The following is a 25,171-nucleotide window of genomic DNA, read 5'->3' as shown; positions in this document are numbered from 1 at the left end:
CACCATCACGCGCTCCGTTCGTACCTCGTCGCCTGCACGTAGCGCGCGATCGCGCCCGCCCGGTTGGGTGCACCCAACTTGTGCAGGATGTGCTTCACGTGGGATTTGACCGTGCTCTCGGCGACGGTGAGCCGCGCCGCGATCTGCGCGTTGGTGGCGCCGGCGACGAGCAGCCCCATCACCTCCCGCTCCCGCTCGGTGAGCGGTGGACCGCCCTGCGCTCCCGGCGATGCGCCGCGGCGGGCGGCGAGCGCGCCGTGCGGCACCGCCACCGCGCCGCGCACCGCGGGTCCGGGCAGCGCCCGCGACGGGTGCGCGGTGAACATGTCCGCCAGCGCGACGGTGGCCGCCTCGAACTCCGCCCGCTGCCGGTCGATGCGCTCGGCCAGCGCCAGGCGCTCGTAGATCACCCCCACGGTGTCGGCGAAGCGGCGCAGGGTCTCGCGGTCCACGACGGTGAGCGGGCGGCCCGTGACCGCGGTGTCGGCGTGCAGCAGCGCGATCACCGTGTCCTCGGCGACGATCGGCGCCACCACGTACTCCCCGGTCCTGACCAGCCGGACGAGCGCGCGGTGCGCGCGCGGCTCCGCGGCGGCGTCGGTCACGAGCGCGGGCAGCCTGCGGCGGACCACCTCCGCCTCCAGCAGCGGGGAGGCCAGCGCGACGACGGTGCCCGGCGGGGCGGCGACGTCGCCGCCGAGGCGGTGCCAGCGCAGCGGACGCCAGGCCGAGCCGTCGACCCCGGCGATGAGAGCGCGGTCGAAACCGCCCGCCGCGCACAGCTCGGCCGGTACCGCGGCCAGCAGCTCGGCGGTGTCGCCCAGTGCTCGCAGCCGCGCGAACGCCGCGGGAAGCCGGTGGGGCCGTAAATCTCCCTGACCGCAGAGAAGATCGGACTCGGACCGCGCCACTGCGATCCGGTCGAGCGCGGACCCGAGCCCGCCCGATGGATGATTGCCGGCCGCTGCCGTCATTGCCCCAGTGCCCTTCTCCGGGCTACCCCCGAGCGGCACAGCCGCCCGCCCGTTGTGTCGCGCGATTCACTCACCACACCTTGCAGTGATCCACATCACCGTGTCAAGCCGTTGCATCCCGTTCGTTCGTGAAAATACCTACGCTTAGTGATTCATGGTTCACTATCAGATTCACTAGAGGAGCATCGTGCCGCTTCCCGCCCCCCTGACCGAACGGCTCACCATCCCGGCCATCGCCGCCCCCATGACCGCGGTCTCCGGCCCCGGCCTCGTCACCGCCGCCGCTGCCGCCGGGGTCATCGGCTCGTTTCCCACCCACAACGCCGCCGACGAGCGGGAACTGGACGGCTGGCTGACGGAGATCGCCGCCGCGCTGGCGGGGCTCGACGCGGCACCCGTCGCACCGAACCTGGTGGTGCACCGCAGCAATGCCCGGCTCGCCACCGATCTCGCGTGCCTGCTCCGGCATCGCGTAGAGATCGTCGTGACCAGCGTCGGTTCGCCTGCTCCGGTGATCGGGCCGCTGCACGACATCGGCTGCCTGGTCTTCGCCGACGTGGCGAATCTGGCGCACGCCGAGCGCGCGCTCGCCGTCGGCGCCGACGGGCTGGTGCTGCTCACCGCCGGGGCCGGGGGGCAGACCGGCTGGGCGAACCCCTTCGCGTTCGTCCGCGCGGTCCGCGCCCGCTTCGACGGCCCGCTCGTGCTCGCGGGCGGGATCACCGACGGGGTGGCCATGGCGGCGGCGCTGACCCTCGGCGCCGACCTGGTGCACCTCGGCACCCGGTTCATCGCCACACCGGAGAGCCTCGCCGACCCGGCCTACCGGGGCGCCGTCGTCGCCTCCTCGATGGACGAGGTGCGGCTGTCCGACCGGGTGGGCGGGATTCCCGCGAGCCTGCTCGCCGCGTGGCTGGACAGCGCAGGCGCCGACGACCCCGCCGATGCCGGATTCGCCCAGGACCGGCTGCTGCGCAACCGCGCCGCGTGGAGCGCGGGCCACGGCGTCGGCGCCGTCACCGGGGTCAGCCCGGTCGCCGAGGTGGTCGCGGCGCTGGCCGCCGAGTACCGCGCGGCGACCGGTATCCCCCATTGGAAGGACGCCCCGCTCCCCATCAGGGGCAGTCGATCGCACGCAGGCGGGACGAACTCCGATTCCCCGGTCACCGGGGGTTTCCCGGAGCACTCCGCGTGAGTTAGTGTATCGCCATTCACTAACTGCGGCGCTGGGCCCACGCGCCACCGTCACCCTTTCCGAGCACACCCGAAAGGCGGGGCTGATGCCTGTCCTCGAATCGCGGGTCGACACCTCCTCGACCACCTACCTCGACAATCAGCGGGGCCAGGCCGCCGCGGTGGCCGAGCTCGACGAGCAGCTCGCACTGGTCGCCGCCGGCGGCGGCGCGCGCTACGCCGAGCGGCACCGCAGCCGCGGCAAGCTGCTCGCCCGCGAGCGCATCGAGCTGCTGGTCGACCGCGACTCCCCGTTCCTCGAGTTGTCCGCGCTCGCTGCGTGGGGCACCGAGTTCCAGGTCGGCGCCGCGATCGTGACCGGCATCGGCGTGATCTCCGGCGTGGAGTGCATGGTGATCGCGCACGATCCGACGGTGCGCGGCGGCACCATGAATCCCTATACGCTGCGCAAGAATCTGCGCGCGCTGGAGATCGCCAGGATCAACCGGCTCCCGGTGGTGTACCTGGTGGAGTCCGGCGGCGCCGATCTGCCGACCCAGGCCGACCTGTTCGTCAATGCCGGGCGCATCTTCCACGAGCTCACCGAGCTGTCGGGGCTCGGCATCCCGAGCGTCGCCCTGGTCTTCGGCAATGCCACCGCGGGCGGGGCGTACGTGCCCGGCATGTGCGACCACGCCGTGCTGGTTGACAAGGCCGCGAAGGTCTTCCTCGGCGGCCCGCCGCTGGTCAAGATGGCCACCGGCGAGGACGCCGACAGCGAGGCGCTCGGCGGCGCCGAGATGCACGCGCGGGTCTCCGGGCTGGCCGATCACTTCGCCGTCGACGAGCGCGACGCCATCCGCATCGGGCGCGACATCGTCGCACACCTGAACTGGCACAAGCACGGCCCCGGCCCCGCCCCCGAGGTCGAGGAGCCCCGCTACGATCCCGCCGAACTCCTCGGCATCGCCTCCGCGGATTCCCGGGTGCCCTTCGATCCCCGCGAGGTGATCGCGCGGATCGCCGACGGCTCGCGTTTCTCGGAGTACAAGCCGCTGTGGGGCACCAGCATCGCCACCGGCTGGGCCACCGTGCACGGCTTCCCGGTCGGCATCCTGGCCAATACCCGCGGTGTGCTGTTCAGCGCGGAGTCGAAGAAGTCCACCGAGTTCATCCTGCTGGCCAACCAGACCGACACGCCGCTGATCTTCCTGCAGAACGTCACCGGCTTCATGGTCGGCACCGAGTACGAGCAGGGCGGGATCATCAAGGACGGCGCGAAGATGATCAATGCCGTCACCAACAGCACCGTCCCGCACATCACGATCAATATGGGCGGCTCCTTCGGCGCCGGGAACTACGGCATGTCGGGGCGCGCCTTCGATCCCCGCTTCATGTTCAGCTGGGTCGGCGCCAAGCTCGCGGTGATGGGCGCCCAGCAGCTGGCCGGGGTGCTCTCCATCGTCGGCCGGGCGGCCGCGGACGCGGCCGGGCGCGAATTCGACACCGAGGCCGACGCCAGGCGCACCGCCGAGATCGAGCGGCAGATCACCGACGAGTCGCACTCGTTCTACGTCTCCGCGCGGCTCTACGACGACGGCGTCATCGATCCCCGCGACACCCGCGCCGTGCTCGGCATGACCCTCTCGGCCGTCCATTCCGCCCCCGTCACCGGCCGCCGTGGCTTCGGCGTCTTCCGGATGTGAGGTCCTCGATGCCTGTTCTCCGCACACTCCTCGTCGCCAACCGCGGCGAGATCGCCGCGCGCATCATGCGCACCGCGCGCACCATGGATATCGCGACCGTCGCGCTCTACTCCGACCCCGATCGCGACGCCCCGCACGTGCACGCCGCCGACGAGGCGGTCCGGCTGCCCGGGTCGACTCCCGCCGAGACCTACCTGCGCACCGATCTGGTGCTGGACGCGGCCCGCCGCACCGGCGCCGACGCCGTGCACCCCGGCTACGGCTTCCTCTCCGAGAACGCCGATTTCGCCCGTGCCTGCGCGGCGGCCGGGGTGGTGTTCGTCGGGCCGTCGCCCGCCGCCATCGCCGCGATGGGCTCCAAGATCGAGGCCAAGGAGATCATGGCCGCCGCCGGGGTCCCGGTGCTTCCCGGTGCCACGGTCACCGGCGACGACCCCGGCGAGTTGGCCGCGGCCGCCGCAGGCATCGGCTTCCCGATCCTGGTCAAGGCCGCCTTCGGCGGCGGTGGACGGGGCATGCGGATCGTCACCGGCCCCGGCGAGCTGGCCGAGGCGGTGCGCAGCGCGACCCGCGAGGCCGCATCGGCCTTCGGGGACGGCACCGTGTTCCTGGAGAAGTTCGTCGAGTCACCGCGCCACATCGAGGTGCAGATCTTCGGCGACAGCTCGGGCGCGGTGGTACATCTCGGCGAGCGGGAATGTTCGATCCAGCGCCGCTACCAGAAGATCGTCGAGGAATCCCCCTCCCCGGTCGTGCACGCGGAGTTGCGCGCCGAGCTGGGCCGGGCCGCGATCGCGGCGGGCGAGGCGCTGTCCTACACCGGCGCGGGCACGGTCGAGTTCGTCATGGCGCCGGACGGCGCGTTCTACTTCCTCGAGGTGAACACCCGGCTGCAGGTGGAGCACCCGGTGACCGAGCTCGTGACCGGCACCGACCTGGTCCGCGCGCAGCTGCTGGTCGCCGCGGGCGAGCCGCTGCCGCCCGAGGTGGCCGCGGCCGGCTCGCGGGGCCACGCGGTCGAGGTGCGGCTCTACGCCGAGGACGTCGCGGCCGGTTTCGTCCCGGTCTCCGGTCGGCTCAGCACCCTGCGGTTCCCGGAGCTGCCCGGCCTGCGGGTCGATTCCGGCTTCGTCTCCGGGCAGACGGTGAGCACCTACTACGACCCGATGCTGGCCAAGGTGATCGCGCACGGCGCCACCCGCGACGAGGCCTGCGATCTGCTGGCGCGGGCACTGCGCGAGACCACCGTGCACGGCGTCACCACCAATCGCGACCTGCTGATCGGCATCCTGCGCGACCCCGAGTTCCGGGCAGGGACCATCGATACCGGCTGGCTGGAACGCCGCGGCGCGGGCGCGCTCGCCGAGACCGCCGCGGCGAGCGCGGCATCGGTCCGGGTGCACGCCCTGGTCGCGGCCGTGGCCGGGCAGGCGCAGCGGCGCGGACAGGCGCCGGTGCTCGGCGGGCTGCCCTCCGGCTGGCGCACCCTCTACAGCGCGCCGCAGTCGATCGCCTTCGCCGCGGGCGAGACCACCCTGAACGTCGGCTACCGGGTGCACCGGGATCGGGTGGAGGCCACCGTGGACGAGTGGCAGCCGGGGCCGGTGACCGTTCTCGCGGCCTCCGGCACCGAGGTCGACGCGGAGATCGACGGCGTGCGCCGGGTCTATCGGCTCGTCCGCGACGGCGCGAACTGGTACGTCGACAGCCCGCTCGGCTCCACCGCGCTGCGCGAGGTCGACCGGTTCCCCGAGCCCGCCGACCCCGACGAGGCGGGCTCGCTGCTCGCCCCTATGCCGGGCACCGTGGTCCGGATCGAGGTCGGCGAGGGTGACCGGGTCCGCTCCGGCGACCCGGTGCTGGTGCTCGAGGCCATGAAGATGGAGCACACGGTGCGCGCCCCGGCCGACGGCATCGTGGTGAAGATCCCGGTGACCGCCGCGGCCCAGGTCGACGCCGGGCAGATCCTCGCCGTGGTCGAGGTCGAGGAGGCGGCGTCGTGACCGCGGTCCGCTACGAGCTGCGCGACGGCATCGCCTGGCTGACGATCGACCGCCCCGAGGCCCGCAACAGCCTGAACCGGGAGGTCCGAGCGGGGCTCTTCGAGGGCGCGCGGCGCTTCGCCGCCGACGACGACGCCCGGGTGCTGGTGCTCACCGGCAGCGGCACGAAGGCGTTCTGCGCGGGCGGCGACCTCGCCGAGATGTCGGCGGAGGGGCTGACCATCCCGCCGCCGGACTACGTGCCCCAGTTCGGCCGCAATATCCAGGTGGACAAACCGACCATCGCCGCGGTGAACGGCGCCGCCTTCGCCGGTGGCTTCCTGCTGGCGCAGAGCTGCGACCTGTGTGTCGCCGCCACCACCGCGACCTTCGCCATCTCCGAGGTGCGGGTCGGCAGGGGCGCGCCGTGGGCGGCGCCGCTCGCCCAGATGATCCCGCGCCGGATCGCGATGGAGCTGCTGCTCACCGGGCGGCCGCTGACCGCCGACCGCGCGTACGACATCGGCTTCGTGAACCGGCTCGCCGAACCGGACCGGCTGCTCGAGGTCGCCGGCGAGCTCGCCGCCCAGATCGCCGGGAACGCGCCGCTGTCGGTGCTGGCGGGCAAGCGCACCGCGGGGCTGACCGCCGAACTCCCGCTCAGCGCGGCATTCGACGAGGCCGAGCAGCTCTGGGCCCCGGTCTACACCTCCGGGGACGCGCAGGAGGGAATGCGCGCCTTCGTGGAGAAGCGCACCCCGGTCTGGCGGGGGCACTGATGGGACTCGACTTTCCGGCGCTGCTCGGCGATCTCGCCTGGGAAACCGACCGGCTCACCGAGACGCTGGCCGGCCTCAACGAACCGCAGTGGGAGCAGCCGACCCCGGCAGCGGGCTGGGCGGTGCGCGACCAGGTCTCGCACCTGGCCTACTTCGACGACTGCGCGGTGCTGGCACTGGCCGACCCCACCCTGTTCGAGATCGACGCGGCCCGGCTGGTCGCGCGCGGGGACGACTTCCCTGACCTGGTCGCCGCCGACAACCGCGAGATGCCGGTCGCGGAGCTCGTCGACTGGTTCACCACCTCGCGACGGCACCTGCTGACCGCCTTCGCCGAGCAGGACCCCCGCCGCAGGCTGCCGTGGTTCGGGCCGCCCATGAGCGTCGCCTCCTCGGTCACCGCCCGGCTCATGGAGACCTGGGCCCACGGCCGCGACATCTACGACACCATCGGTGCCACGCAGCCGATCGGGCGCGGGCTGCGCAGCATCTGCCACCTCGGCGTCTCGACCTTCGGCTTCAGCCACGCGCTGCGCGGACTCGACGTCCCGCGGACGCCGGTGCGGGTCGAGCTCACCGCACCGGACGCCGGTGCCACCTGGAGCTGGGGCCCGGACGACGCGACCGACCGGATCACCGGCCCGGCCGAGGATTTCGCCCTCGTCGTCACCCAGCGCCGCCACCCCCTCGACACCGCGCTCACCATTACCGGCCCCGTGGCGCGCTCCTGGACGGCGATCGCCCAGGCCTTCGCCGGCGCCCCCGGCCCCGGCCGCCCACCCACCGGAGGACGATCATGACCACCACCGCGCCGCGCCGCCCGGTCCGCATCGGCAATGCCTCGGCGTTCTACGGCGACCGCTTCTCCGCCCTCGAGGATCTGGTCGAGGGCGGCGAGATCGATGTGGTCACCGGGGACTACCTCGCCGAGCTGACCATGCTCATCCTCTGGAAGGCAGCCCGCAAACCCACCGGCGCCGGCTACGCGCGCACCTTCCCCCGCCAGTTCGCGCGCGTCGCCCGGCGGTGCGCCGAACGCGGCATCAAGGTCGTCGTGAACGCCGGCGGTCTGGACCCGGCCGGGATGGCGGCGCACATCAGGGAGATCATCGCCGAACAGGGCCTGAACCTGCGGGTCGCGCACGTCGAGGGCGACGACCTCATGCCCCGGCTGGCCGAGCTGCGCGCGGAGTACCCGTTCCGCAATCTGGACACCGGCCGCGCGCTCGCCGACGCGGGCAGCGAACCGGTCTCGGCCAACGCCTATCTCGGCGGCTGGGGCATCGCCGCCGCTCTCACGCACGGCGCCGACGTCGTGATCGCGCCCCGGGTCACCGACGCGGCCCTCGTCGTCGGCGCCGGCGCCTGGTGGCACGGCTGGGCGCGCACCGATTTCGACGCGCTGGCCGGTGCGGTCGCCGCCGGGCACATCATCGAGTGCGGTCCCCAGGCCACCGGCGGAAACTACGCGAACCTGCCCGAGATCACCGACCGCCGCTTCCCCGGCTCCCCGATCGCCGAGCTCGCCGCGGACGGCAGCTTCGTCATCACCAAGCACCCGGGCACCGGCGGGCTGGTCTCCCCCGGAACGGTGATCGCGCAGCTGCTCTACGAGGTGGACTCACCGATCTACCCCAACCCCGACGTCGTCGCCCGCTTCGACGCCCTCACCGTCACCCAGGACGGCCCCGGCCGGGTGCGGGTCTCCGGCACCACCGGCAGCCCGCCGCCCGCGCTGCTCAAGGTGGCCATGAACCGCATCGGCGGCTACCGCAACACCATGACGATGGTGCTCACCGGCCTCGACATCGAGGAAAAGGCGCGCTGGGCCACCGATCTGCTCCTCGACACCCTCGGTGGCGTCGAGCAGTTCGACGACGTCGACATCCAGCTGCTGCGCTACGACCGCCCGGATCCCACGTGCTTCGCCGAGGCCACCGCGCACCTGCGGATCACCGTCAAACACCGCGACCGCGCTCCGGTCGACCGGGCCTTCTCCGACGCCGTGCTCGAACTCTTCGTCGGCGGGTACGCCGGTTTCCACACGACCACCCCGCCCACCTCCGCCACCGAGTTCGGGGTCTACTGGCCGACGACCGTCCCCGCCACCGAGGTCACCCACGTCGTCGTCCACGCCGACGGCTCCTGGGAAGCCGTCCCGCACTGCCCGCACACCGACGACCGCTGGACCGGCGTGGTCGCGCCGGCTCCCGAACCGGACGGGACGCCGACGGACTTCGGGCCGCGTACCCGCGCACCGCTCGGCGCGATCGTCGCGGCCCGCTCCGGGGACAAGGGCGGCAAGGCCAACGTGGGGCTGTGGACCGACACCGACCGGCGCTGGAAATGGCTCCGCGCCCACCTGAGCACCGAGCGCTTCCGCGCGCTCGTCCCGGAAGCCGCCGGCTACGAGATCCGCCGCTACGAATTCGCGAACCTGCGCGCGCTCAACTTCGTGATCGTCGGCTTCCTCGGCGAAGGCGTCGCCTCCTGCACCAGGACCGACCCGCAGGCCAAGGGGCTCGGCGAGTTCGTGCGGGCGGTGCACACCGACATTCCCGAGGTTCTGCTCGAGCCGGTCGGGCACACCGCCCTCACGGCGGCCGCACCGCTCCACCGCGCGGGAAGCTGACCGCGTCCGGGCACACCGATCGAGGACTGGCTCGGCGCGCAGGCGCCAGTTCACCGCACGCTCGGCGCATCAGCGGAGGTGCGCACCGGCAGCGCGGCGGGCAGCCGACGCAGCGGCCCGGGACGCCGGGTCAGCTCCGCCGTGGAGCGGCGCGGGCGAAGCCGGTCCACCCCGGGGCGAGTTCGCCGATGGCAGCTCGGAGCGCCGCGACGATACGGCCGGCGCCGCTGACGGTTCAACTCCACCTGGTAGCTGCCCGCGGCGAGGCCGGATCGTGTCGGGGCGACGGTTTCTCCGGGGCCTATCGACGGCAATGGTGACCAGCCCTTCATCAACGACGATCCCGGCCCCTACCACCGCTGAGGACTTCCTGCGCCATCCCGGCCCGGGATCAGTCTCGTACGTGATTGGAGAGCCCTTCGATGAATAGGGCCACTCCCCGACGGTAGGCGCCCTCCGGGTCGTTGGCCTTTCCGGTCGCCTCACCGACCGCCCGCGAGACTCGCGAAGCGGTGGGGAACCGTGTGGTACTGCCGATAGCACTGGTCAGCGCGGGCTCGATGTTCGCCCACCATCCTGTGTCGTTCTGCTCGTCGGGTTCGCGTGATCGCTGAGTCGCGATGGTGGCTCTGGCTGTGCCGTGTACCAGTGAGACGAGCGCTGTCAGCGTGTGGTCCATCTCTATGTCGGTCAGGCCGACGTCGTCGAGTGCGCGCAGTTCGGCCTCGTACTTGGCCGACGTGCCGGGGCCCGGCACGGGTCGACCCGGAGCAGCGTCGGTGATCCACGGGTGCTTCTGACAACTCGTCCAGTTGGCATCGGCGATCGCAGAGATCCGCGCGCGCCAGTCCGCATCGTCGGGCACCCCGGTCTTCGCGTAAGTCGAGCCCGCGACGTGATCGAGCATGAGCTCGATGAGTTCCGCGCGGCCACCGATGTGCGGGTAGAGCGCCATCGCGGTCACTCCAGCCTCCGCGGCGAGGCGGCGAATGGTGACCGCGTCAATGCCTTCCGTGTCGGCAAGGTGCACGGCCAGGGTGGTGATGCCCTGCTTGCTGATCCCGCTGCGGGTGCCCGCGGGCGTCTCCCTCCACAGCAGGCCGAGGAGCTTCAGCTCATCGACGCCGGTTCGCTTCGCCATCGCCCGACTCCTATCTATGCGTTGTATATTACAGTGTAGAGATCGACGGCGGGGACCGACATGAGCAGCAATGAGAGCACAGGAGGCGCGACCATCGTGCAGGGTGCGCGGAAGTCGTTTCCGGGCGCGGATCGGCCGGCGCTCGACCGCGCTTCTCGCGACCCAGTACCTCGAAGAGGCCGACGACGTAGCGATTCTCCGAGAGGGCACGGTGTCGGCGACCGGAACACCGAAGGACCTCGAACCCTCGAAGACGGGTATCTGCATCTGCACGAAAGGAATCAGGTGGTCGGCATCCAACTGCTGTGTCCGGTCATGGTCGTGCTGCTCGGTGCGGCCATCGCCGGCACGAACGGCGACTCCATCGTCGTGTTCGCCGACATGCTCACCGCCGTCGCCGCCGACCACGCCGTGCTGTTCGTCCTTTTGTCGATTCGCGCATACCGGAGGCTTTCATGACAACGAAAACTCAGGACCTGATCCGAGTGCGCGGGGCACGGCAGAACACCCTCAAAGACGTTGACGTCGACGTGCCGAAGCATTGCATGGTCGTGGTGACCGGTGTATCCGGGTCGGGGAAGTCGTCACTGGTGTTCGACACGATCGCGGCCGAGTCGGCGCGACAGCTCAACGAGACGTTCTCCGCGTTCGCGCAGGGGCGCCTCCCGACCTACGCGCACCCGGACGTGGATGTATTGGAGAACCTGTCCGCGGTGATTGTGGTCGATCAGCAACGCCTCGGCGGTGGCCCGCGCTCGACGGTGGGCACGATCAGCGATATCGGTGCCCGGCTGCGCTTGCTGTTCTCCCGGCTCGGCGAACCGTCCGCCGGGTACTCCCACGCTTACAGCTTCAACGACCCGGCAGGGATGTGCCCGAACTGCCAAGGGCTCGGCGTAGCAGCCGCGGTGGTCGAATCCGAATTGGTGGACGACGATCGCTCCCTCAACGAAGGCGCAATCACCTTCCCGACCTTCAAGCCGGGAACTTGGCTGTGGAAGGCATACGTCAAGTCGGGATTCTTCGACCCGGACCTGAAAATCCGCGACTTCACCGCGGAACAGCGCGACCTGTTCCTGCACGCTCCGGCGGGAAAGCACAGCCCGCCCGCGGGCATGGACGTGGTCGGCACCGCCTACGAGGGACTGGTGACGCGCTTCAACCGCATCTACCTGCAGCGCGAACCCGAGTCATTCAAGGCGGCCCAGCGAACCGCCTTCGAGCGGATCGTCGCACGGGCGGCGTGCGCGGAGTGCGGTGGCAGTCGGCTGGCCGAGCCGGCGCGGGCGAGCCTGATTCACGGCGTCTCCATCACGGACTGCAATGCGATGCAGGTCAGCGACCTCGCGACCTGGGCCGACGGCATCGACGGCACAGCGGTCGCTCCACTCGTCGCGAGCCTGCGCGTCCATCTGGAACGCATGACGACTCTCGGGCTCGGCTACCTCAGCCTCGACCGCGCGACCTCGACCCTCTCCGGCGGCGAGGCACAGCGAATCAAGATGGTCCGTCACCTCGGCAGCGCCCTCGCGGACATGCTCTACGTGTTCGATGAACCGACGGTCGGCCTGCATCCACGCGACGTGGCCGCACTCGGACGGATGCTGCAAGCACTCCGCGACCGAGGGAACACCGTGCTCGTGGTCGAGCACGATCCCGACATCATGGCCCTCGCCGATCACATCATCGACCTCGGCCCCGGAGCCGGGGCCGCCGGTGGACGCATCATCTATCAAGGTGACTACGACGGGCTCATCCGAGCCGACACGCCCACGGCCCGCGGCCTGAGAGAGCACCGACGAGTCGAGCGGGATCGACGCGAGACCACCGACTGGATCGAGATTCGCGACGCCGATACCAATAATCTCCAACACGTCGACACTGGCATCCCGCGAGGGGTGATGACCGTGGTGACAGGCGTCGCAGGCTCCGGAAAGTCGAGCCTCGTCCTCGGCAGCCTCCCCGCGGTCGAGCCCGGCACCGTGGTCATCGACCAACGAGCGATCCGTGGCTCCCGCCGCTCCAGCCCGGCCACCTTCACCGGACTACTGAACCTGATCCGCGACGCATTCGCCAAAGCAACTCGGCAGCCCGTCGGCCTTTTCACTCCGAACTCCAGCGGGGGGTGCGCCGAATGCGAAGGCAACGGGGTGATCTACACCGACCTGGCCTTCATGGAGGGCGTACTCACTCGCTGCGAAGTCTGCGCTGGACGCCGCTTCACCACGGAGGCCCAGGCCCACACGGTCGAGGGCAAGAGCATCGCCGACGTGTTCGAGATGAGCGTCACCGACGCCCTCGGCTTCTTCGTCCAACCGCCCATCCTGCGCATCCTCGAACGGCTCCGCGACGTGGGACTCGAATATCTCACACTCGGCCAGATGCTCTCCACCCTCTCCGGCGGTGAACGTCAACGACTCAAGCTCGCAGCGGAACTCGGCACGCCAGGCCGAACGATCATCCTCGATGAGCCGACCACCGGCCTGCACATCGCCGACATCGCCCGGCTCATCACCCTGCTCGACCGTCTCGTGGCCGCCGGCTCGACGCTCATAGTGATCGAGCACAATCTCGATGTCATCGCCGCCGCAGACTGGATCATCGACCTCGGCCCCGAAGCAGGGCACGACGGTGGCCGCATCGTCTTCGAAGGCACCCCCGAAGACATGATCCGAGGATCTGCTACGCACACTGCCTCCCATCTGCGTCGACACGTCCAAACCCACCGCGATGGGTCCGAAGCGGAACGCCTCGCGGGTCGAGCTGTTCGCCGCGATCCGTCGCGATGAGCGGGCCGGGATGTCCAGCACACCTGTTCGATGGCCGGTCCACCCCGGCGAGTTCGCCGATGGCAGCTCGAGCGCCGCAGACGGTTCAGCTCCACCTCTTCCATCACGATCTGCCGGATCCGGCGATCACTTCCCTAGCGCGGCGCGCCCGCGCCGAGCGGGGTCCCGATGCCACCGATGTCGGTGATCGTCCAGTTGCTGCCGCGATCGATGCTGAGCTTGTACGTGGCGGTGGATTGAATGCCATCGGGCGCCTGGCTGTTCCTGGTGGTGATGCCGACGAAGCAGTCGACCGAATACACACCGTTGTCCTCGGAGCGCACCTTGGCGGCGATGGGTTGCGCGGTCGAGACCCACTGCAGGGGGACGATGATCTGTTCCATGGAGGTCGCCGCCTGGGTGAGGCGGGCCTCGAGCTCGGGGCTGGTGCCCTCGGTGAGCCGGGTGCGCCAGGCCGCGAGATCCTGGAAGTTCATCTCGGCGGCCGCGGTGGCGTAGTCGAGCGCGACCTGTTCGGCGCGGGCGGTGTCGGCCGCGGCGGCGTCGGCGGCGGTGAGCTCGTTCGCGGCGCTCCGCCACTGCAGACCGAATACCCCGGCGGTGACCACCAGCGCCAGGATCACCAGCCCGGTGAGCAGGGTGCTGACCTTGATCGCGGAGTCTCCGCGCAGCGTCCCGCGCCGAGCGGGCGGGGTGGCGTGCTCGGTCTTGTCGGTCATGTGTTCACTCCTTCGAATCAGCGGCCGGGGACGGTCACGCGCACGGTGACCGCGTCGCCGGGTCCGGTGGCGGCGAGCGCGTTGTCGAGCAACCGGCCGATGTTCACCGTCGACAGCGCGGCGCCGCCCGCCGTGACTCCGGGCAGCAGCTCGGTGCCGAGGATGTTCAGGTCGGCGGCGGTGTCGTCGAGGAAACCCTGCAGCTGGTCGATGAGCGGCCCGGCGCCGTACTCGATGCCGTCCTTCAGCGGACCGAACGAGGCGGCGAAGTGGATGCCGCCGAGCAGGTCGCGGAAGCCGGAGCCGAAGTCGGCGAGCATCGGGGTGGTGGCGGCGAGATCGTCGGGCACCGTGGCGGTTTGGCGCAGCAGCGGCTGGATGGTGTCGAGCAGCCGGGTCAGGCTGCCTGAGCGCTGCAGCAGCATGGCGGAGAGCAACCGGCCGGCCCGGTTCAGGTCGCCGAGGACCCACGGGTCCTCGGGCAGCGCGGTGTCGACGGTGGCGAAGATGGCGCTCACCTGCTCCGGCTCGATCTGTTCGAGCAGGGTTGTCAGCCGCCGGGACAGTTCGTCGAAGGTGGTCGGGACGACGATCTGCTCGGCGGGGACGGCCGCGCCGTCGGCCAGGAAGGGGCCGGAGCTCGAGGGCGGCAGGACCGCGAGGTAGGCCTCGCCCAGCGCCGAGAGGTTGTCGACGCGGAACCGGCTCGCGACCGGAATCCTGGTGTCGCGCTCGTAGTTCCAGTCGACGGTCACCCCCGCGGCCGAGGTGTGCACGGCGCTGATGTGGCCGACCTGCACGCCGCGCAGCAGCACCCGGGAGCCCGCGACCAGGCCGTTGGTGTCGGGGATGGTCATGCTGGCGGTACTGGTATCGGCGAAGGCGCCGGGCTCGAGCCCGATGTCGCCGAGGTAGACCAGCGAGCCCGCGGCCAGGGCCACCATGCCGAGGACCGAGAGCGGGGTCTTCAGGTTCATCGCACCGCTCCCAGCATCCGCAGCAGGTTCTCGACGTCGGCGATGATCTGCTCGCCCGCACCGGTCTCGACCGACCGGATGGTGATCGCGGGGTGCGCGGCGAAGGGCAGCACCGTCAGCCGCAGGAAGTCGGCGATCCGGGCCGCGTCGGCGGGGCCGCTGTCCCACAGGCCGCGCAGCACCCCGCCGGTGTCGGCGAGCGAGTTCAGCATCGGTACCAGCCACAGCCCGCCCTCGTAGACGCTGCCGACCGAGGGCAGGATCTGGCTGATATAGGAGACGATATTGATCGCGACCCGGCGCCAGTAGTACCCGGTGTCGGCGGAGAACAGCGTGCCGAGGGTCTCCGCCCTGCTGTTCACCGCGACCGCCGTGGCATCGAAACCGTCGAGCAGCCGATCGATCTCGCCGATACCGCCGGAGAGGTCGCGCAGGTCGGTGGAGACCAGCGCGGCCAGCCGCCGGGTGTCGCCGGGGACCGGGAGGACGGCGTTGATCCGGCCCATGGTGTCCTGGATGCGCTGGATACTGCCTCCGTTCACGAAGTACGCCAGCACCGCAATGGTGTCCTCGAGCTGCGGCGGTGAGCTGGTGCGGTCGACGTCGATGGTGTCGTCGGCCCGCAGGAAGCGCTCGGCCGGGCCGACGGCGTCGTGGTCGAGGGCGACGTAGGTGTCACCGAGCAGGGTGTTCTGCCGGATGATCGCGCGGGTGCTCGCGGGCACCCTGCTGTCCTCCCCGAGCCGCACGGTGACCCGCACGGTGTCCGACCGCACCGCGACCTCGCTGACCTCGCCGATGCGCAGGCCGTCCATCATCACGTCGGCGCCGTTGGGCAGGTTCATCACCCCGGCGAATTCGAGGTGCACGTCGTAGCTGTCGCCGATCCCGCCGCGCACCGAGGGCAGATCGTCGGGGCCGAGCGAGCAGCCGCTGCTCACCAGGGCGGTGGCGCACAGCGCCGTGACGGCGGCCCGGCGCAGGCCGCGGGCGCTCATCGCGCGCCTCCGCCGAGCAGCAGGTCCAGCGGGCCGCCCGGGGGTGGCTGGTAGGCGACCAGCATGGCGCCGTCCTCCCCGGTCTGCTGCCGCAGTAGCGCGGCGACGGCGGGGATCGCTTCGACCAGGCCACGCAGATCGCCCGAGCGGTCGGCCGCGAGGTGGATGGCGTCGGTGACGGGGCCGCGCAGCAGCGGCCAGAGCAGATCGCCGTAGCTGTTGTGCACGTCGTGCAGGATGTGTACCAGCCAGCCGACACCGACGCAGACGTCGATGACACCGGGGAACAGATCGATGCCCGCGGCGACCACGGCGGGCATCTGGTCCAGGATCGACCGGACGGCCTGCCAATTGCGCAGCGCCTCGTCGGTGAGCGGGGCCATGTCGGCGATGATCGTGCCCAGGTCCGCGATCAGCTGGTCGGGGCTGTTCGCCGCCGCGGCGGCGTGCACCATCATGGCGCGCGCGTTCGGCCCCTGGCCGCGCAGTGCCTCGGCGAGCCCGGCGATCGCGGTCCGGAAGCTCTCCTGCCCGGTGTCCGGGCTGAGCTGATCGATGAAGTCGGCGGCCGAGCCGGTGATCTCCGAGATGCTCTTCGGGGTGTGGCCCGCGGTCAGCGGGATACAGGCGCCCGCCGCGAGCTCGGGACCGCTGCCGGGGCTGCCGACCAGTTCCAGGCTCCGGTCGGCCAGGATCGACTTGGAGCGGGTGATCGCCTGGGCGGAGGCGGGAATGCCGTGACCGCTGTTCAGGGTGAAGCCCACCTCGACGTACGCGCCCTTCGGCGCGATGTGGTCGACGGTGCCGATCCGCACGCCCATCCGGGTCACCGGGTTGCCCTCGTAGAGCCCGATGGCGTCGGGAAGCTGCGCGCAGTAGCCCGCGACCGGCCGCTCGTCGCCGCCGGTGACGGCGAACCCGACCGCACCGGCGGCTGCCACCCCGGCGATGCCGAGGATCGCGGTGATCCGCCTGCTGGTCCGCTTCATATCAGCACGTCCGTCCGGGGAGGGGGATGCAGAGTTCGGAGGCCAGCACGGTGCCGCCGCGCACGGTGGCCAGCCCGTCCGGGGTGAGCCAGGCCAGCAGCTGGTCACGCAGGGTCACCAGCTGATCGAGGGCGGGGCCCATGTTCGCCTCGAACCCGGCGATGGAGTCCCTGACCCGTTGCGCGGCGTCGACGACCTCCCGGCGGTGGTCCAGGTAGTACTGCTCGATCGGCTGCAACCGCATGAGCACGTCACCGAGCAGCCGGTAGGCCTCGTTGAACCCCACGTGGGTGTTGTTGTAGGTGGTGGCGACGATGTCGATCTGCCGGATGAGGTCGAAGACGAACTCGCGGTTCGCCTCGAAGGAGCCCAGGTACTCCGCGGCCAGGCCGGTGATCTCGCGGACCTGCTGCCGCTGCCGGTCCATCACCGCGGCGATGCTGTTCATGCCGGAGATCAGCGAGCCGACCGAGGTGGTGTTGTGCTCCAGCGCGGCGGCGACCTGCGCGATGTCGGCATCGACGGTGCCGCCGTCCACGTGCTCGGTCACCCGCGGCGCGGCCTGCAGCACGTCGCCGATCGAATACGGGACCACGACCTGCGCGCTGGGGATCGCGGTGTCGCCGAGCGGCCTGTCGCCGAGCGGGACCAGGGTGACGGCGTAGCCGCCCACCGGGGTGAGCATGCGCACCTCGACGCGGGAGTCGGTGCCGACGACGGTATCCTCGGCGATCCGCGCTCGCACCCGCACCACCTCGGCGCCGAGGTCGATATCGGTGATCTTGCCGACGTGCACGCCGGCGACCCGGACCTCGAGTCCGATCGAGAGCGCCGAGGCGTCGGTGGTCTCGAAGGTGATCGTGCGCTGCCCGGCCGGGCGCAGGTAGAGCAGCGTCGTCGTCCCGATGAGCAGCGCGGCGACCAGCACCACCGCCGCGCCGAGTCCGGTTTCACTGTGCGACAGACGATTCAGTGCGGCGCGCATAGTACGACCTCGCTTCCGTTGAGCAGCACCTCGACCTCGGCAGGCAGCTCCGCGGCGCCATTGCTACAGGCCAGCGCACCCGCCGCCGGGGTGCTCAGCTGCGGGAGCCGCAACCCCGCCAGCGCGGGCGGGAGCAGCCGCAGTGCGTCCGCGGCGTCGGCGACCGAGGCGAAGGCGCCCTGCACGAGCTGTTCGATGTCCAGGTCGCGGGTCAGGCCGAGCTGGGTGATGAGCCGGTGCACCGGGGTGAGGAATTCGGGGCCGAACGCCGCGGTCTTGGGGAATTCGTGCAGCACCGTCATGGCCTTGGCGATCGGGAAGCTGAGCGACCGCAGGAACTCGATCACCTGCGGTGAGCGGCCGCCCATGGAGTCGGCGATGCGGGACATGTTCGCGACCAAGGTGGCGATCACCTGTTCGCGGTCCCGGGCCAGGTCGGCCAGGCGCTGGGTCTGGTCCAGCATGGGGGTCAGCCCGGTGCCGTCGCCCTGCAGCAGGGTCAGGGCGTTGTCCATGAAGAGGTTGATCTCGTCGGTGCTCATGGTGCTCAGCACCGGTTGCAAGCCGTTGAACAGCTGGGTGATGTCGAAGGAGGGCTTGGTCACGTCCGCGGAGAGGCTGTGCACGGGCTTTCCGGGCTGCTTCGGCACCGTGAGGTCGATGTAGCGGACGCCGGTGAGGTTCTGGTACTTCACCGCAAGCACGGTGTTGTCGTGCAGCTGGTAGGCCCGGTCCAGGGAGAACTCGACCCGGGCCACCGAGCGGCCCAGCTTTCGTACCAGCTCGATCGAGGTGATCTTGCCGATCCGGACCCCCTTGGTGCGGATGTCGCCGTTCTCGTGCAGCCCGGAGGCATCGGTGAATTCGGCTGTGTAGGTGTTCGTTTCGACATCGATAGGGTTCTTGATCGCGCTCAGGACGACCGCGAACAGCGCGATGGCGACGACCACGGCGACTGCGAGTTTGCCGAGCGTCACGAGGGTCCGGGTGCGGGGGCTCATCGCGGCGGCTCCGTTTCGGCGGGCACCGGCACCCCGGTCGCGGCCAGTGGGGCGGCGATCATCGGCAGGTCGTCCAGGACCAGGCGCAGGTTCAGCGTCCGCGCGCCGTCGGGTCCGGTGAACGCGGCGTCGTAGCGGTCGAGCAGGGCGCGCAGCTTCGCCGGGGCGGCGCCGCCGTCGAGGACGTGCGGCATGGCATCGGTCAGCGCCTTCACCAGCAGCGTCACCGGGGTGACCTCGCTCCCGTGCGAGGCGAGCAGGCTGCCTGCCTTGCCGAAGAGGCTGGTGGCGGCCAGTTCGAGCCCGGCGTCGCTGTAGTCCATGAAGGCGTCGTCCACCCCGGTGGTGCCGTCCGGGCGGCGGTTGTAGTCGCTCTGCCGGACGAACTCGAGGCTGTCGACGGCCGCGGTGCTGAAGCCGGGCAGCACGGCCAGGATGTCGTTGAGCGCGCGCAGCTGCTCGGTGGGCAGGTCCCGCTGGGTGGCGGCCACCCGGTCGGCGAACAGCACGCCGGATTCGATGAGCGGGGTCAGCCCGTCGGTGTAGCGCACGGCTTCGTCCAGCGCCGCCACCATCGAGGTGGTCAGGGTGCCGTCGACGGCGACCGAGCCCTTCTCCAGCATGGTCGACATGGTGAAGTCGCCGGCGGGGGTGCGGTCCAGTATGCGCCCGGATTCCAGCGGAGCGCCGCCGTCCTGCCCGATCAGGTTGACCGCGGTGATGCCGAAGTAGTTCTGCGGCCGGAAGTCCAGCTGCACCGAGTCGGTGATCCCGTCGATCTCGGCGGGGTCGAGCAGCAGCCTCATCCGCACGATGTCGCTGCGCGGGCGGTCCAGCGCCGTCACCTCGCCGACCTCGGCGCCGTGCAGCAGCACCTTGGTTCCGGTACCGACGCCGGGCCCGACGTAGGGCACCTGGACATCGAGAGCCAGCCCGTCCGGCTCGGCGAAGTGCGGCCGGACCCAGATCGCGCCGACCAGCGCCAGCGCGACCAGGGCCAGTGCGCCCGCCGCCGCGGTGTGCAGGGTGCGCGACTGCTGCTCGTCCGAGCCGCGCACGAAGTCCTGATGTGGTGTTCGTCCCATCGACCTATCCTTTGAAGACCAGCAGGGGACTCAGCCCCCAGATGGCAACGGTCATGGCGAAATTGAGCACGACGATGGCGACCAGGCTCGCGCGAATGGCCCGGCCCGACGCCGCGCCGACACCGGCGGGGCCACCGGAGGCGAAGTAGCCGTAGTAGCAGTGGATGAGGGTGACCACCGCGCAGAAGGTGACCGCCTTGACCACCGACGCCACCAGATCCGGGACGCTGAGGAACTGCGCGAAGTAGTGGTCGTAGGTTCCGGCGGGTTGCCGGTGGAAGACGGTGACGACGATCCCGCCGGTGAAGAAGCTGACCACCAGCCCCATCAGGTAGCCCGGCAGCACCACCAGCATGCTGCCGACCAGCCGGGTGCCGACCACGAACGGGATCGCCTGCAACCCCATGGCCTCGGTGGCGTCGATCTCCTCGGAGATCCGCATGGCACCGATCTCGGCCGTCATCCGGCAGCCCGCCTGGGCGGCGAAGCCGATGCCGGTGATGATCGGCGCGATCACCCGGATATTGCCGAACGAGCCGACGATGCCGGTCAGCGCACCGAAACCGAGCAGGTCGAAGGCCATGAAGGCCTGGATGGCGACGACCGCGCCGACCGCGACCCCGAGGAAGAACATCAGGCTGATCACCCCGCCGTCGACGATGAGCGAGCCACTCCCCCAGGCCATGTCGTTCATGGTCTTGACGGTCTGGCGGCGGTAGTGCCGGATGGTCTTCGGCAGCAGCCAGATCACCTTCGCGGTGAAGACGGTGATCTGCCCGATCTCACCGAGGAAGCCGCTCCCCACGCGCCCCAGCGCACGCCCGGCGCTCACGCGAGCCGCGCCGGGAAGAACATCATCTGCACCTGGCTCACCAGCAGGTTCGTGACGAAGATGCAGAAAACGCTCAGCACCACCGAGGCGTTCACCGCATTCGCGACGCCCTTGGGACCGCCCTTGGCCTCCAGCCCGCGCAGGCTGGCGATCAGCACCACGATGGCGGCGAAGATCAGCGCCTTGAGCACCGAGAATGCCAGGTCGGTCGGAGTGGCGAAGGCGCCGAAGGACTGCCAGAAGCTGCCGGGCACGACGTTGTTGACATTCGCCGAGATGAGCAGCCCGGCGAAGACGCCGGCGAAGATGATGATGATGCACAGGATCGGGGCGATGGCGATCATGGCCAGGAAGCGCGGCATGACCAGCCGCTCCACCGGGTCCACACCCATCACCCGCATGGCGTCGATCTCCTCGCGCACCGCGCGGGCGCCGAGGTCGGAGGCGATCGCCGAGGCCGCGGCGCCGCTCATGAGCAGCCCGGCCGCCATCGGCGCGCCCTGCCCGACGACGCCGAGGCCGCTCGCGGCCCCGGCCAGCGAGTTGGCCCCGACCTGGTTCATGATGCCGCCGACCTGCACCGAGACCTCGGCGCCGATCGGAATCGCCATCAGCAGCGCGGGTAGCGCGGTCACCTTGAGCAGGGTCCACATCTGGTCGACGAGCTCCTGCACCGGCATCCGCAGCCGGACGGTGTCGACCACCGCATAGCGGAGCACCGCCCCGGTCAGCTGCGCCGAACGGCCCAGCGTCGCCAGGCTGCGCGCCGGAGTGGTGGTCAGATAGCCCGCAGCGCGGGCGGCGATCGTCGGTACTGCGACCGTACTCATCCCGGCACCTCCCTCCTCGGAAGTCGTTGTCGCCGTGTGTGATTTGCTGTAGCGGGCAGAATGCTCGCGCCCGCGGACGCCGCTGCCTGGCACTCAGTCGAACAGCTCCGGCAGCCCGTCCGATACCGCGTCCGGGAAGTCCGGGGAGCGCTTGTCCAGGAAAGCGCCGACGCCCTCGCGGACATCGACACCGCGGGCGCGGTGGTAGATGCCCATCGACTCCGCGCGGTGCGCGACCTCGGGGCCATCGGCGCCGAGCATCCGCCAGAGCAGCTGCCTGGTCAGCGCCACCGAGACGGGCGAGGTGCCCGCGACCAGCGAGCGCGCCAGCTCGATCGCCCGCGGCAGCACCCGGTCGACCGGCACGACCTCGCGGACCAGCCCGCGCTCGGCCGCCTCCTCGACCGGCACCATCCGGCCACCGATGGTCCACTCGAGCGCGGTGTCGATGCCGACGATCCGCGGCAGGAACCACGACGAGCAGGCCTCGGGGACCAGCCCGCGCCGGGTGAAGACGAAGCCGAAACGCGCTGTCTCGGAGGCGATCCTGATGTCGGCGGGCAGGGTGCTGGTGACGCCGACGCCCACGGCCGGGCCATTGATCGCCGCGATGATCGGTTTGTGCGAGCGGTAGAGCCGCAACGCCACCTCCCCGCCCACGTCGGGCGGGATCGCCCCGGACTCCGCCTCGGCGACGAAGACATCCGCACCGGTGGCGAGGTCGGCGCCGGCGCAGTAGGCGCGGCCGGAGCCGGTGAGGACCACCGCGCGCACCGAGTCGTCGGCGTCGAAGCTGTCGAAGGCGGCCAGCAGCTCGTCGCGCATCTGCTGGTTGAAGGCGTTGAGCCGGTCCGGGCGGTGCAGCCGGGCGATGGCGATCTCGCCGTCGCGCTCGATCCGCACCACCCGTTCGCCCGCTTCGACCGTGGTCATCGCAGCTTCTCGTAGTTCGCGGCGACGTCGCGGTACTCGGCCCTGATCGCGGTCTTGGAGAGCTTGCCGCTCGGCAGCCGCGGCAGCGGCTCGTCGCGGAGCACGACGTAGCGGGGCACCTTGTAGTCGGCGACGAGTTCGGTGCAGTGCGCGATGATCCGCGCCGCGTCGACGCTGCCGTTCGTCTTCACGATCGCGGCGGGGGTCTCGCCGAAGCGGTCGTCGCCCGCCGCGATGACCGCGACCTCCTCGACCCCGTCCAGGGTGCCGATCACCCGCTCGAGCTCCACCGGCGAGATATTGATGCCGCCGGTGATGATGAGGTCCTTGAGCCGGTCGACGAACTTCAGCCTGCCCTCCTCGTCACGGGTGCCGAGGTCGCCGCTGCGCAGCCAGCCGTCGCGCAGGGCGGCGGCGGTGGAGTCCGGGTCGTTCCAGTAGCCGGGGGTGACCCCGGGGCCGCGCAGCAGGATCTCGCCCTCTTCGCCGGGTGCGGTCTCGGTGCCGTCGGCCCGCACCACCTTGAGTTCGGTGAAGATCGAGCCGTCGCCGCAGGTGTCGGGGTGGTCGGCGGCCTCTTCCAGCAGCGTGGCGGTGGCGACGCCGCCCGCCTCGGTCATGCCGTAGATCTGGCGCAGCGCCACCCCCTTCTTCGCCCACCGCTCCAGCAGCGACACCGGAACGGCGGCGCCGCCGACGATGGCGGTGCGCAGCGAGCCGAGGTCGGCGGAGTCGAATTCCGGTGCGCGCGAGATGGCTTCGAAGATGAGCGGCACGCCGAAGATGGCCTGCACGTCGTGCTCGCCGAGCAGCCGCGCCGCCCGGGACGGCACCAGCTCCTTCTCGATCACGATGGTGCCGCCGAGCACGATGGTCATGAGCAGGCCCCAGACCAGCCCCGGGGTGAACACCAGCGGCAGCACCAGCAGCGTGGTGGAGCCGGGCCGCAGCCCCTCCTCCACCAGCGACGCCTCGAAGACGATGCTGAGCAGGGTCCGGTTGGTGCAGACCACGCCCTTGGAGAGGCCGGTGGAGCCGCTGGTGAACAGCAGCGCCGCCGGGTCGTCGGGCTCCGGGTCGATCCGGAAGTCGTCCGCGGCGCCGGAGCGGAGCGCGGCGAGCTCGTCGAAGCCGATGCCGGCGAAGCGCTCGCCCAGCTCCCAGGTGGCGTCGAGCACCTCGGCGTAGGGCGCGGGGAACACCACCGTGCCCGCACCGGCGTCGTCGAGGACCTTGCGCAGCTCGGCGGGCTTGAGCCGCGGATTGAGCGGGACCAGCACCGCACCGGCCTTGAGCACGCCGAGCGCGATGACCGGCCACTCCAGCGAGTTCGGCCCGAGCACCCCGACCCGCTCCCCCGGGCGGACGCCCCGCTCGGCCAGCGACCGCGCGATCCGGCTGGACCAGTGGTGCAGGTCGCGGTAGGTCAGCGCCTCGTCCTCCACGACGATCGCGGTGCGCTCACCCTTCGAGCGAGCCCACCAGGCGAGGGCAGATCCGATGGTCGCTGCCATGTGGTCCTCAACTTCCCTGTTGCGTACTTCCGAGGTCGGTCGCCTATAGTGATGGCCGTCACTCGGTTACCTAACGGACGTAGTTTAAGCCAGGCGAAACCGCTGCGCCAGCCCCCGAGGACCAGCAAAATGACGAATGACGATTGACGTTATTCGTATCACGAAGTACCGTCGGTTGTGACGCAGGGCACTCCGACCGGCCCGTCGCAGCCTGCGCATTCACTCTCTCCCTCGATCGTGGAGTTCTCATGAAGCTCGAAGGCAAAGTCGCCCTCATCACCGGCGCCGGATCCGGATTCGGACGCCGATCCGCCCAGCTCTTCGCCGCCGAAGGCGCGCACATCGCCGTCGTCGACATCGACCCCGACCGCGCCGAACAAACCGTCAAGCTCATCGCCGAACAAGGCGGCAACGCGATCGCGCTCACCGCCGACGTCGCCATCGAAACCCAGGTACAAGCTGCCGTCGACGCCACCGTCGCCGAATACGGCAAACTCGACATCGCCTTCGCCAACGCCGGCATCGTCTCCCGCGGCGGCGTCCCCTCCGTCGCCGGCGGAGAACAGGTCGACTTCCAGGACCTGACCGACGCCGACTGGCAACACGTGCTCGGCGTGAACCTGTCCGGGGTGTTCTACACGGCCAAAGCCGCCGTACCCGCCCTGCGCGCCAACGGCGGCGGCGTCATCCTCGCCACCTCCTCAGCCGCCTCACTCGTCGCCTACCACAACATCGCCATGTACTCCGCCACCAAAGCAGGAGTCAACGGACTCGTCCGCGGCCTGAGCCTCGACCTCGGGAAATACGGCATCCGCGTCAACGCCATCGCCCCCACCCACGGCATGTCCCCCAACTTCCTCATGCCACCCGGCTCCCCGGTCGTCGGCCAGTCCTACGAACAAGTCGCCGGCGAATGGGACCCGAGCATCTCGCCGATCCCGCTCAAACTGAATCGGCCCCCGGCCATCACCGACAACGCCAAAGTCGCCCTGTTCCTCGTCTCCGACGACTCCGCCTACCTCTCCGGAGTGGTCCTCCCCTCCACCGACGGCGGCACCCTCTCCCGCGTCGGCATGTGGTTCGCCGAAGACAAAGGCTCACCCGGAGACCTCTGAACCATGACCACCCACCC

Annotated in this window: 22 protein-coding genes; 9 read left to right on the top strand and 13 right to left on the bottom strand. The window is 70.6% G+C overall.

Features of this window, described 5'->3' with window-relative positions; genetic code table 11:
* Nucleotides 1-5: 5 nt before the first annotated feature.
* Entirely contained in the window at nt 6-974 is a 969-nt protein-coding gene (locus tag ACFUJ1_RS21990) for a LuxR C-terminal-related transcriptional regulator (RefSeq protein WP_378648291.1), read from the bottom strand.
* Nucleotides 975-1,161: 187 nt separating this feature from the next.
* Here ACFUJ1_RS21990 and ACFUJ1_RS21985 point away from each other — a divergent pair, with 187 nt between their 5' ends.
* The 6 genes from ACFUJ1_RS21985 (at nt 1,162) to ACFUJ1_RS21960 (ending at nt 9,246) form a co-directional block, all read left to right on the top strand.
* Complete coding sequence (locus ACFUJ1_RS21985) at nt 1,162-2,169, top strand: NAD(P)H-dependent flavin oxidoreductase (RefSeq protein WP_378648290.1); 1,008 nt, start codon at nt 1,162-1,164, stop codon at nt 2,167-2,169.
* Nucleotides 2,170-2,254: 85 nt separating this feature from the next.
* Nucleotides 2,255-3,853: an acyl-CoA carboxylase subunit beta gene (locus tag ACFUJ1_RS21980; protein ID WP_378648288.1), complete on the top strand. Its 1,599-nt coding sequence runs from the start codon at nt 2,255-2,257 to the stop codon at nt 3,851-3,853.
* Between the two features lie 8 nt (nt 3,854-3,861).
* Entirely contained in the window at nt 3,862-5,856 is a 1,995-nt protein-coding gene (locus ACFUJ1_RS21975) for an acetyl/propionyl/methylcrotonyl-CoA carboxylase subunit alpha (RefSeq protein ID WP_378648286.1), read from the top strand.
* A complete protein-coding gene (locus ACFUJ1_RS21970) occupies nt 5,853-6,614 on the top strand; it encodes an enoyl-CoA hydratase/isomerase family protein (RefSeq protein ID WP_378648285.1) in 762 nt (253 codons plus the stop codon). The genes ACFUJ1_RS21975 and ACFUJ1_RS21970 overlap by 4 nt, the downstream gene beginning before the upstream one ends.
* A complete protein-coding gene (locus tag ACFUJ1_RS21965; protein ID WP_378648283.1) occupies nt 6,614-7,414 on the top strand; it encodes a TIGR03084 family metal-binding protein in 801 nt (266 codons plus the stop codon). The genes ACFUJ1_RS21970 and ACFUJ1_RS21965 overlap by 1 nt, the downstream gene beginning before the upstream one ends.
* Nucleotides 7,411-9,246, top strand: coding sequence for an acyclic terpene utilization AtuA family protein (locus ACFUJ1_RS21960; RefSeq protein WP_378648281.1), 1,836 nt, complete (start codon nt 7,411-7,413; stop codon nt 9,244-9,246). Before ACFUJ1_RS21965 ends, ACFUJ1_RS21960 begins: the two co-directional genes overlap by 4 nt.
* Before the next feature lie 391 nt (nt 9,247-9,637).
* On the opposite strand, the gene ACFUJ1_RS21955 is transcribed toward ACFUJ1_RS21960, so the two are convergent.
* On the bottom strand, nt 9,638-10,387 hold the full coding sequence (locus ACFUJ1_RS21955) for a TetR/AcrR family transcriptional regulator (protein ID WP_378648279.1): 750 nt from the start codon (nt 10,385-10,387) through the stop codon (nt 9,638-9,640).
* A 60-nt stretch (nt 10,388-10,447) separates the two neighbouring features.
* On the opposite strand from ACFUJ1_RS21955, the gene ACFUJ1_RS21950 reads away from it, so the two are divergent.
* Nucleotides 10,448-10,846, top strand: a complete 399-nt coding sequence (locus ACFUJ1_RS21950; protein WP_378648277.1) for a hypothetical protein — start codon at nt 10,448-10,450, stop codon at nt 10,844-10,846.
* A complete protein-coding gene (locus ACFUJ1_RS21945) occupies nt 10,843-13,176 on the top strand; it encodes an ATP-binding cassette domain-containing protein (protein ID WP_378648275.1) in 2,334 nt (777 codons plus the stop codon). The genes ACFUJ1_RS21950 and ACFUJ1_RS21945 overlap by 4 nt, the downstream gene beginning before the upstream one ends.
* Before the next feature lie 134 nt (nt 13,177-13,310).
* Here the strand turns inward: ACFUJ1_RS21945 and ACFUJ1_RS21940 are convergent, their stop codons facing one another.
* The 11 genes from ACFUJ1_RS21940 to ACFUJ1_RS21890 all read right to left on the bottom strand — a co-directional run bounded on the left by ACFUJ1_RS21940 (nt 13,311) and on the right by ACFUJ1_RS21890 (nt 24,039).
* A complete protein-coding gene (locus ACFUJ1_RS21940; protein WP_378648273.1) occupies nt 13,311-13,895 on the bottom strand; it encodes a hypothetical protein in 585 nt (194 codons plus the stop codon).
* 17 nt (nt 13,896-13,912) lie between these two features.
* On the bottom strand, nt 13,913-14,872 hold the full coding sequence (locus ACFUJ1_RS21935) for an MlaD family protein (RefSeq protein ID WP_378648271.1): 960 nt from the start codon (nt 14,870-14,872) through the stop codon (nt 13,913-13,915).
* The gene (locus ACFUJ1_RS21930; protein WP_378648269.1) at nt 14,869-15,870 is read right to left on the bottom strand and encodes an MlaD family protein; all 1,002 of its coding nucleotides are present in this window, start codon (nt 15,868-15,870) and stop codon (nt 14,869-14,871) included. The genes ACFUJ1_RS21935 and ACFUJ1_RS21930 overlap by 4 nt, the downstream gene beginning before the upstream one ends.
* Complete coding sequence (locus ACFUJ1_RS21925; protein ID WP_378648267.1) at nt 15,867-16,859, bottom strand: MlaD family protein; 993 nt, start codon at nt 16,857-16,859, stop codon at nt 15,867-15,869. The genes ACFUJ1_RS21930 and ACFUJ1_RS21925 overlap by 4 nt, the downstream gene beginning before the upstream one ends.
* 1 nt (nt 16,860) lies before the next feature.
* Entirely contained in the window at nt 16,861-17,844 is a 984-nt protein-coding gene (locus ACFUJ1_RS21920) for an MlaD family protein (RefSeq protein ID WP_378648265.1), read from the bottom strand.
* On the bottom strand, nt 17,829-18,845 hold the full coding sequence (locus tag ACFUJ1_RS21915) for an MlaD family protein (RefSeq protein WP_378648263.1): 1,017 nt from the start codon (nt 18,843-18,845) through the stop codon (nt 17,829-17,831). The genes ACFUJ1_RS21920 and ACFUJ1_RS21915 overlap by 16 nt, the downstream gene beginning before the upstream one ends.
* Complete coding sequence (locus ACFUJ1_RS21910) at nt 18,842-19,930, bottom strand: Mce family protein (protein WP_378648261.1); 1,089 nt, start codon at nt 19,928-19,930, stop codon at nt 18,842-18,844. The genes ACFUJ1_RS21915 and ACFUJ1_RS21910 overlap by 4 nt, the downstream gene beginning before the upstream one ends.
* 4 nt (nt 19,931-19,934) lie before the next feature.
* The gene (locus ACFUJ1_RS21905; RefSeq protein ID WP_378648259.1) at nt 19,935-20,762 is read right to left on the bottom strand and encodes an MlaE family ABC transporter permease; all 828 of its coding nucleotides are present in this window, start codon (nt 20,760-20,762) and stop codon (nt 19,935-19,937) included.
* Nucleotides 20,759-21,592, bottom strand: a complete 834-nt coding sequence (locus tag ACFUJ1_RS21900; protein ID WP_378648257.1) for an MlaE family ABC transporter permease — start codon at nt 21,590-21,592, stop codon at nt 20,759-20,761. Before ACFUJ1_RS21900 ends, ACFUJ1_RS21905 begins: the two co-directional genes overlap by 4 nt.
* Before the next feature lie 93 nt (nt 21,593-21,685).
* Complete coding sequence (locus tag ACFUJ1_RS21895; RefSeq protein ID WP_378648255.1) at nt 21,686-22,525, bottom strand: enoyl-CoA hydratase-related protein; 840 nt, start codon at nt 22,523-22,525, stop codon at nt 21,686-21,688.
* A complete protein-coding gene (locus tag ACFUJ1_RS21890) occupies nt 22,522-24,039 on the bottom strand; it encodes a class I adenylate-forming enzyme family protein (RefSeq protein ID WP_378648253.1) in 1,518 nt (505 codons plus the stop codon). Before ACFUJ1_RS21890 ends, ACFUJ1_RS21895 begins: the two co-directional genes overlap by 4 nt.
* 248 nt (nt 24,040-24,287) lie before the next feature.
* Here ACFUJ1_RS21890 and ACFUJ1_RS21885 point away from each other — a divergent pair, with 248 nt between their 5' ends.
* The gene (locus tag ACFUJ1_RS21885; protein ID WP_378648202.1) at nt 24,288-25,154 is read left to right on the top strand and encodes an SDR family NAD(P)-dependent oxidoreductase; all 867 of its coding nucleotides are present in this window, start codon (nt 24,288-24,290) and stop codon (nt 25,152-25,154) included.
* Nucleotides 25,155-25,171: the final 17 nt, after the last annotated feature.

It is taken from the genome of Nocardia sp. NPDC057227 (assembly GCF_042669725.1).
GTDB classification, from domain to species: domain Bacteria; phylum Actinomycetota; class Actinomycetes; order Mycobacteriales; family Mycobacteriaceae; genus Nocardia; species Nocardia asteroides_A.
This window is presented reverse-complemented; position numbering and strand designations above follow the sequence as displayed.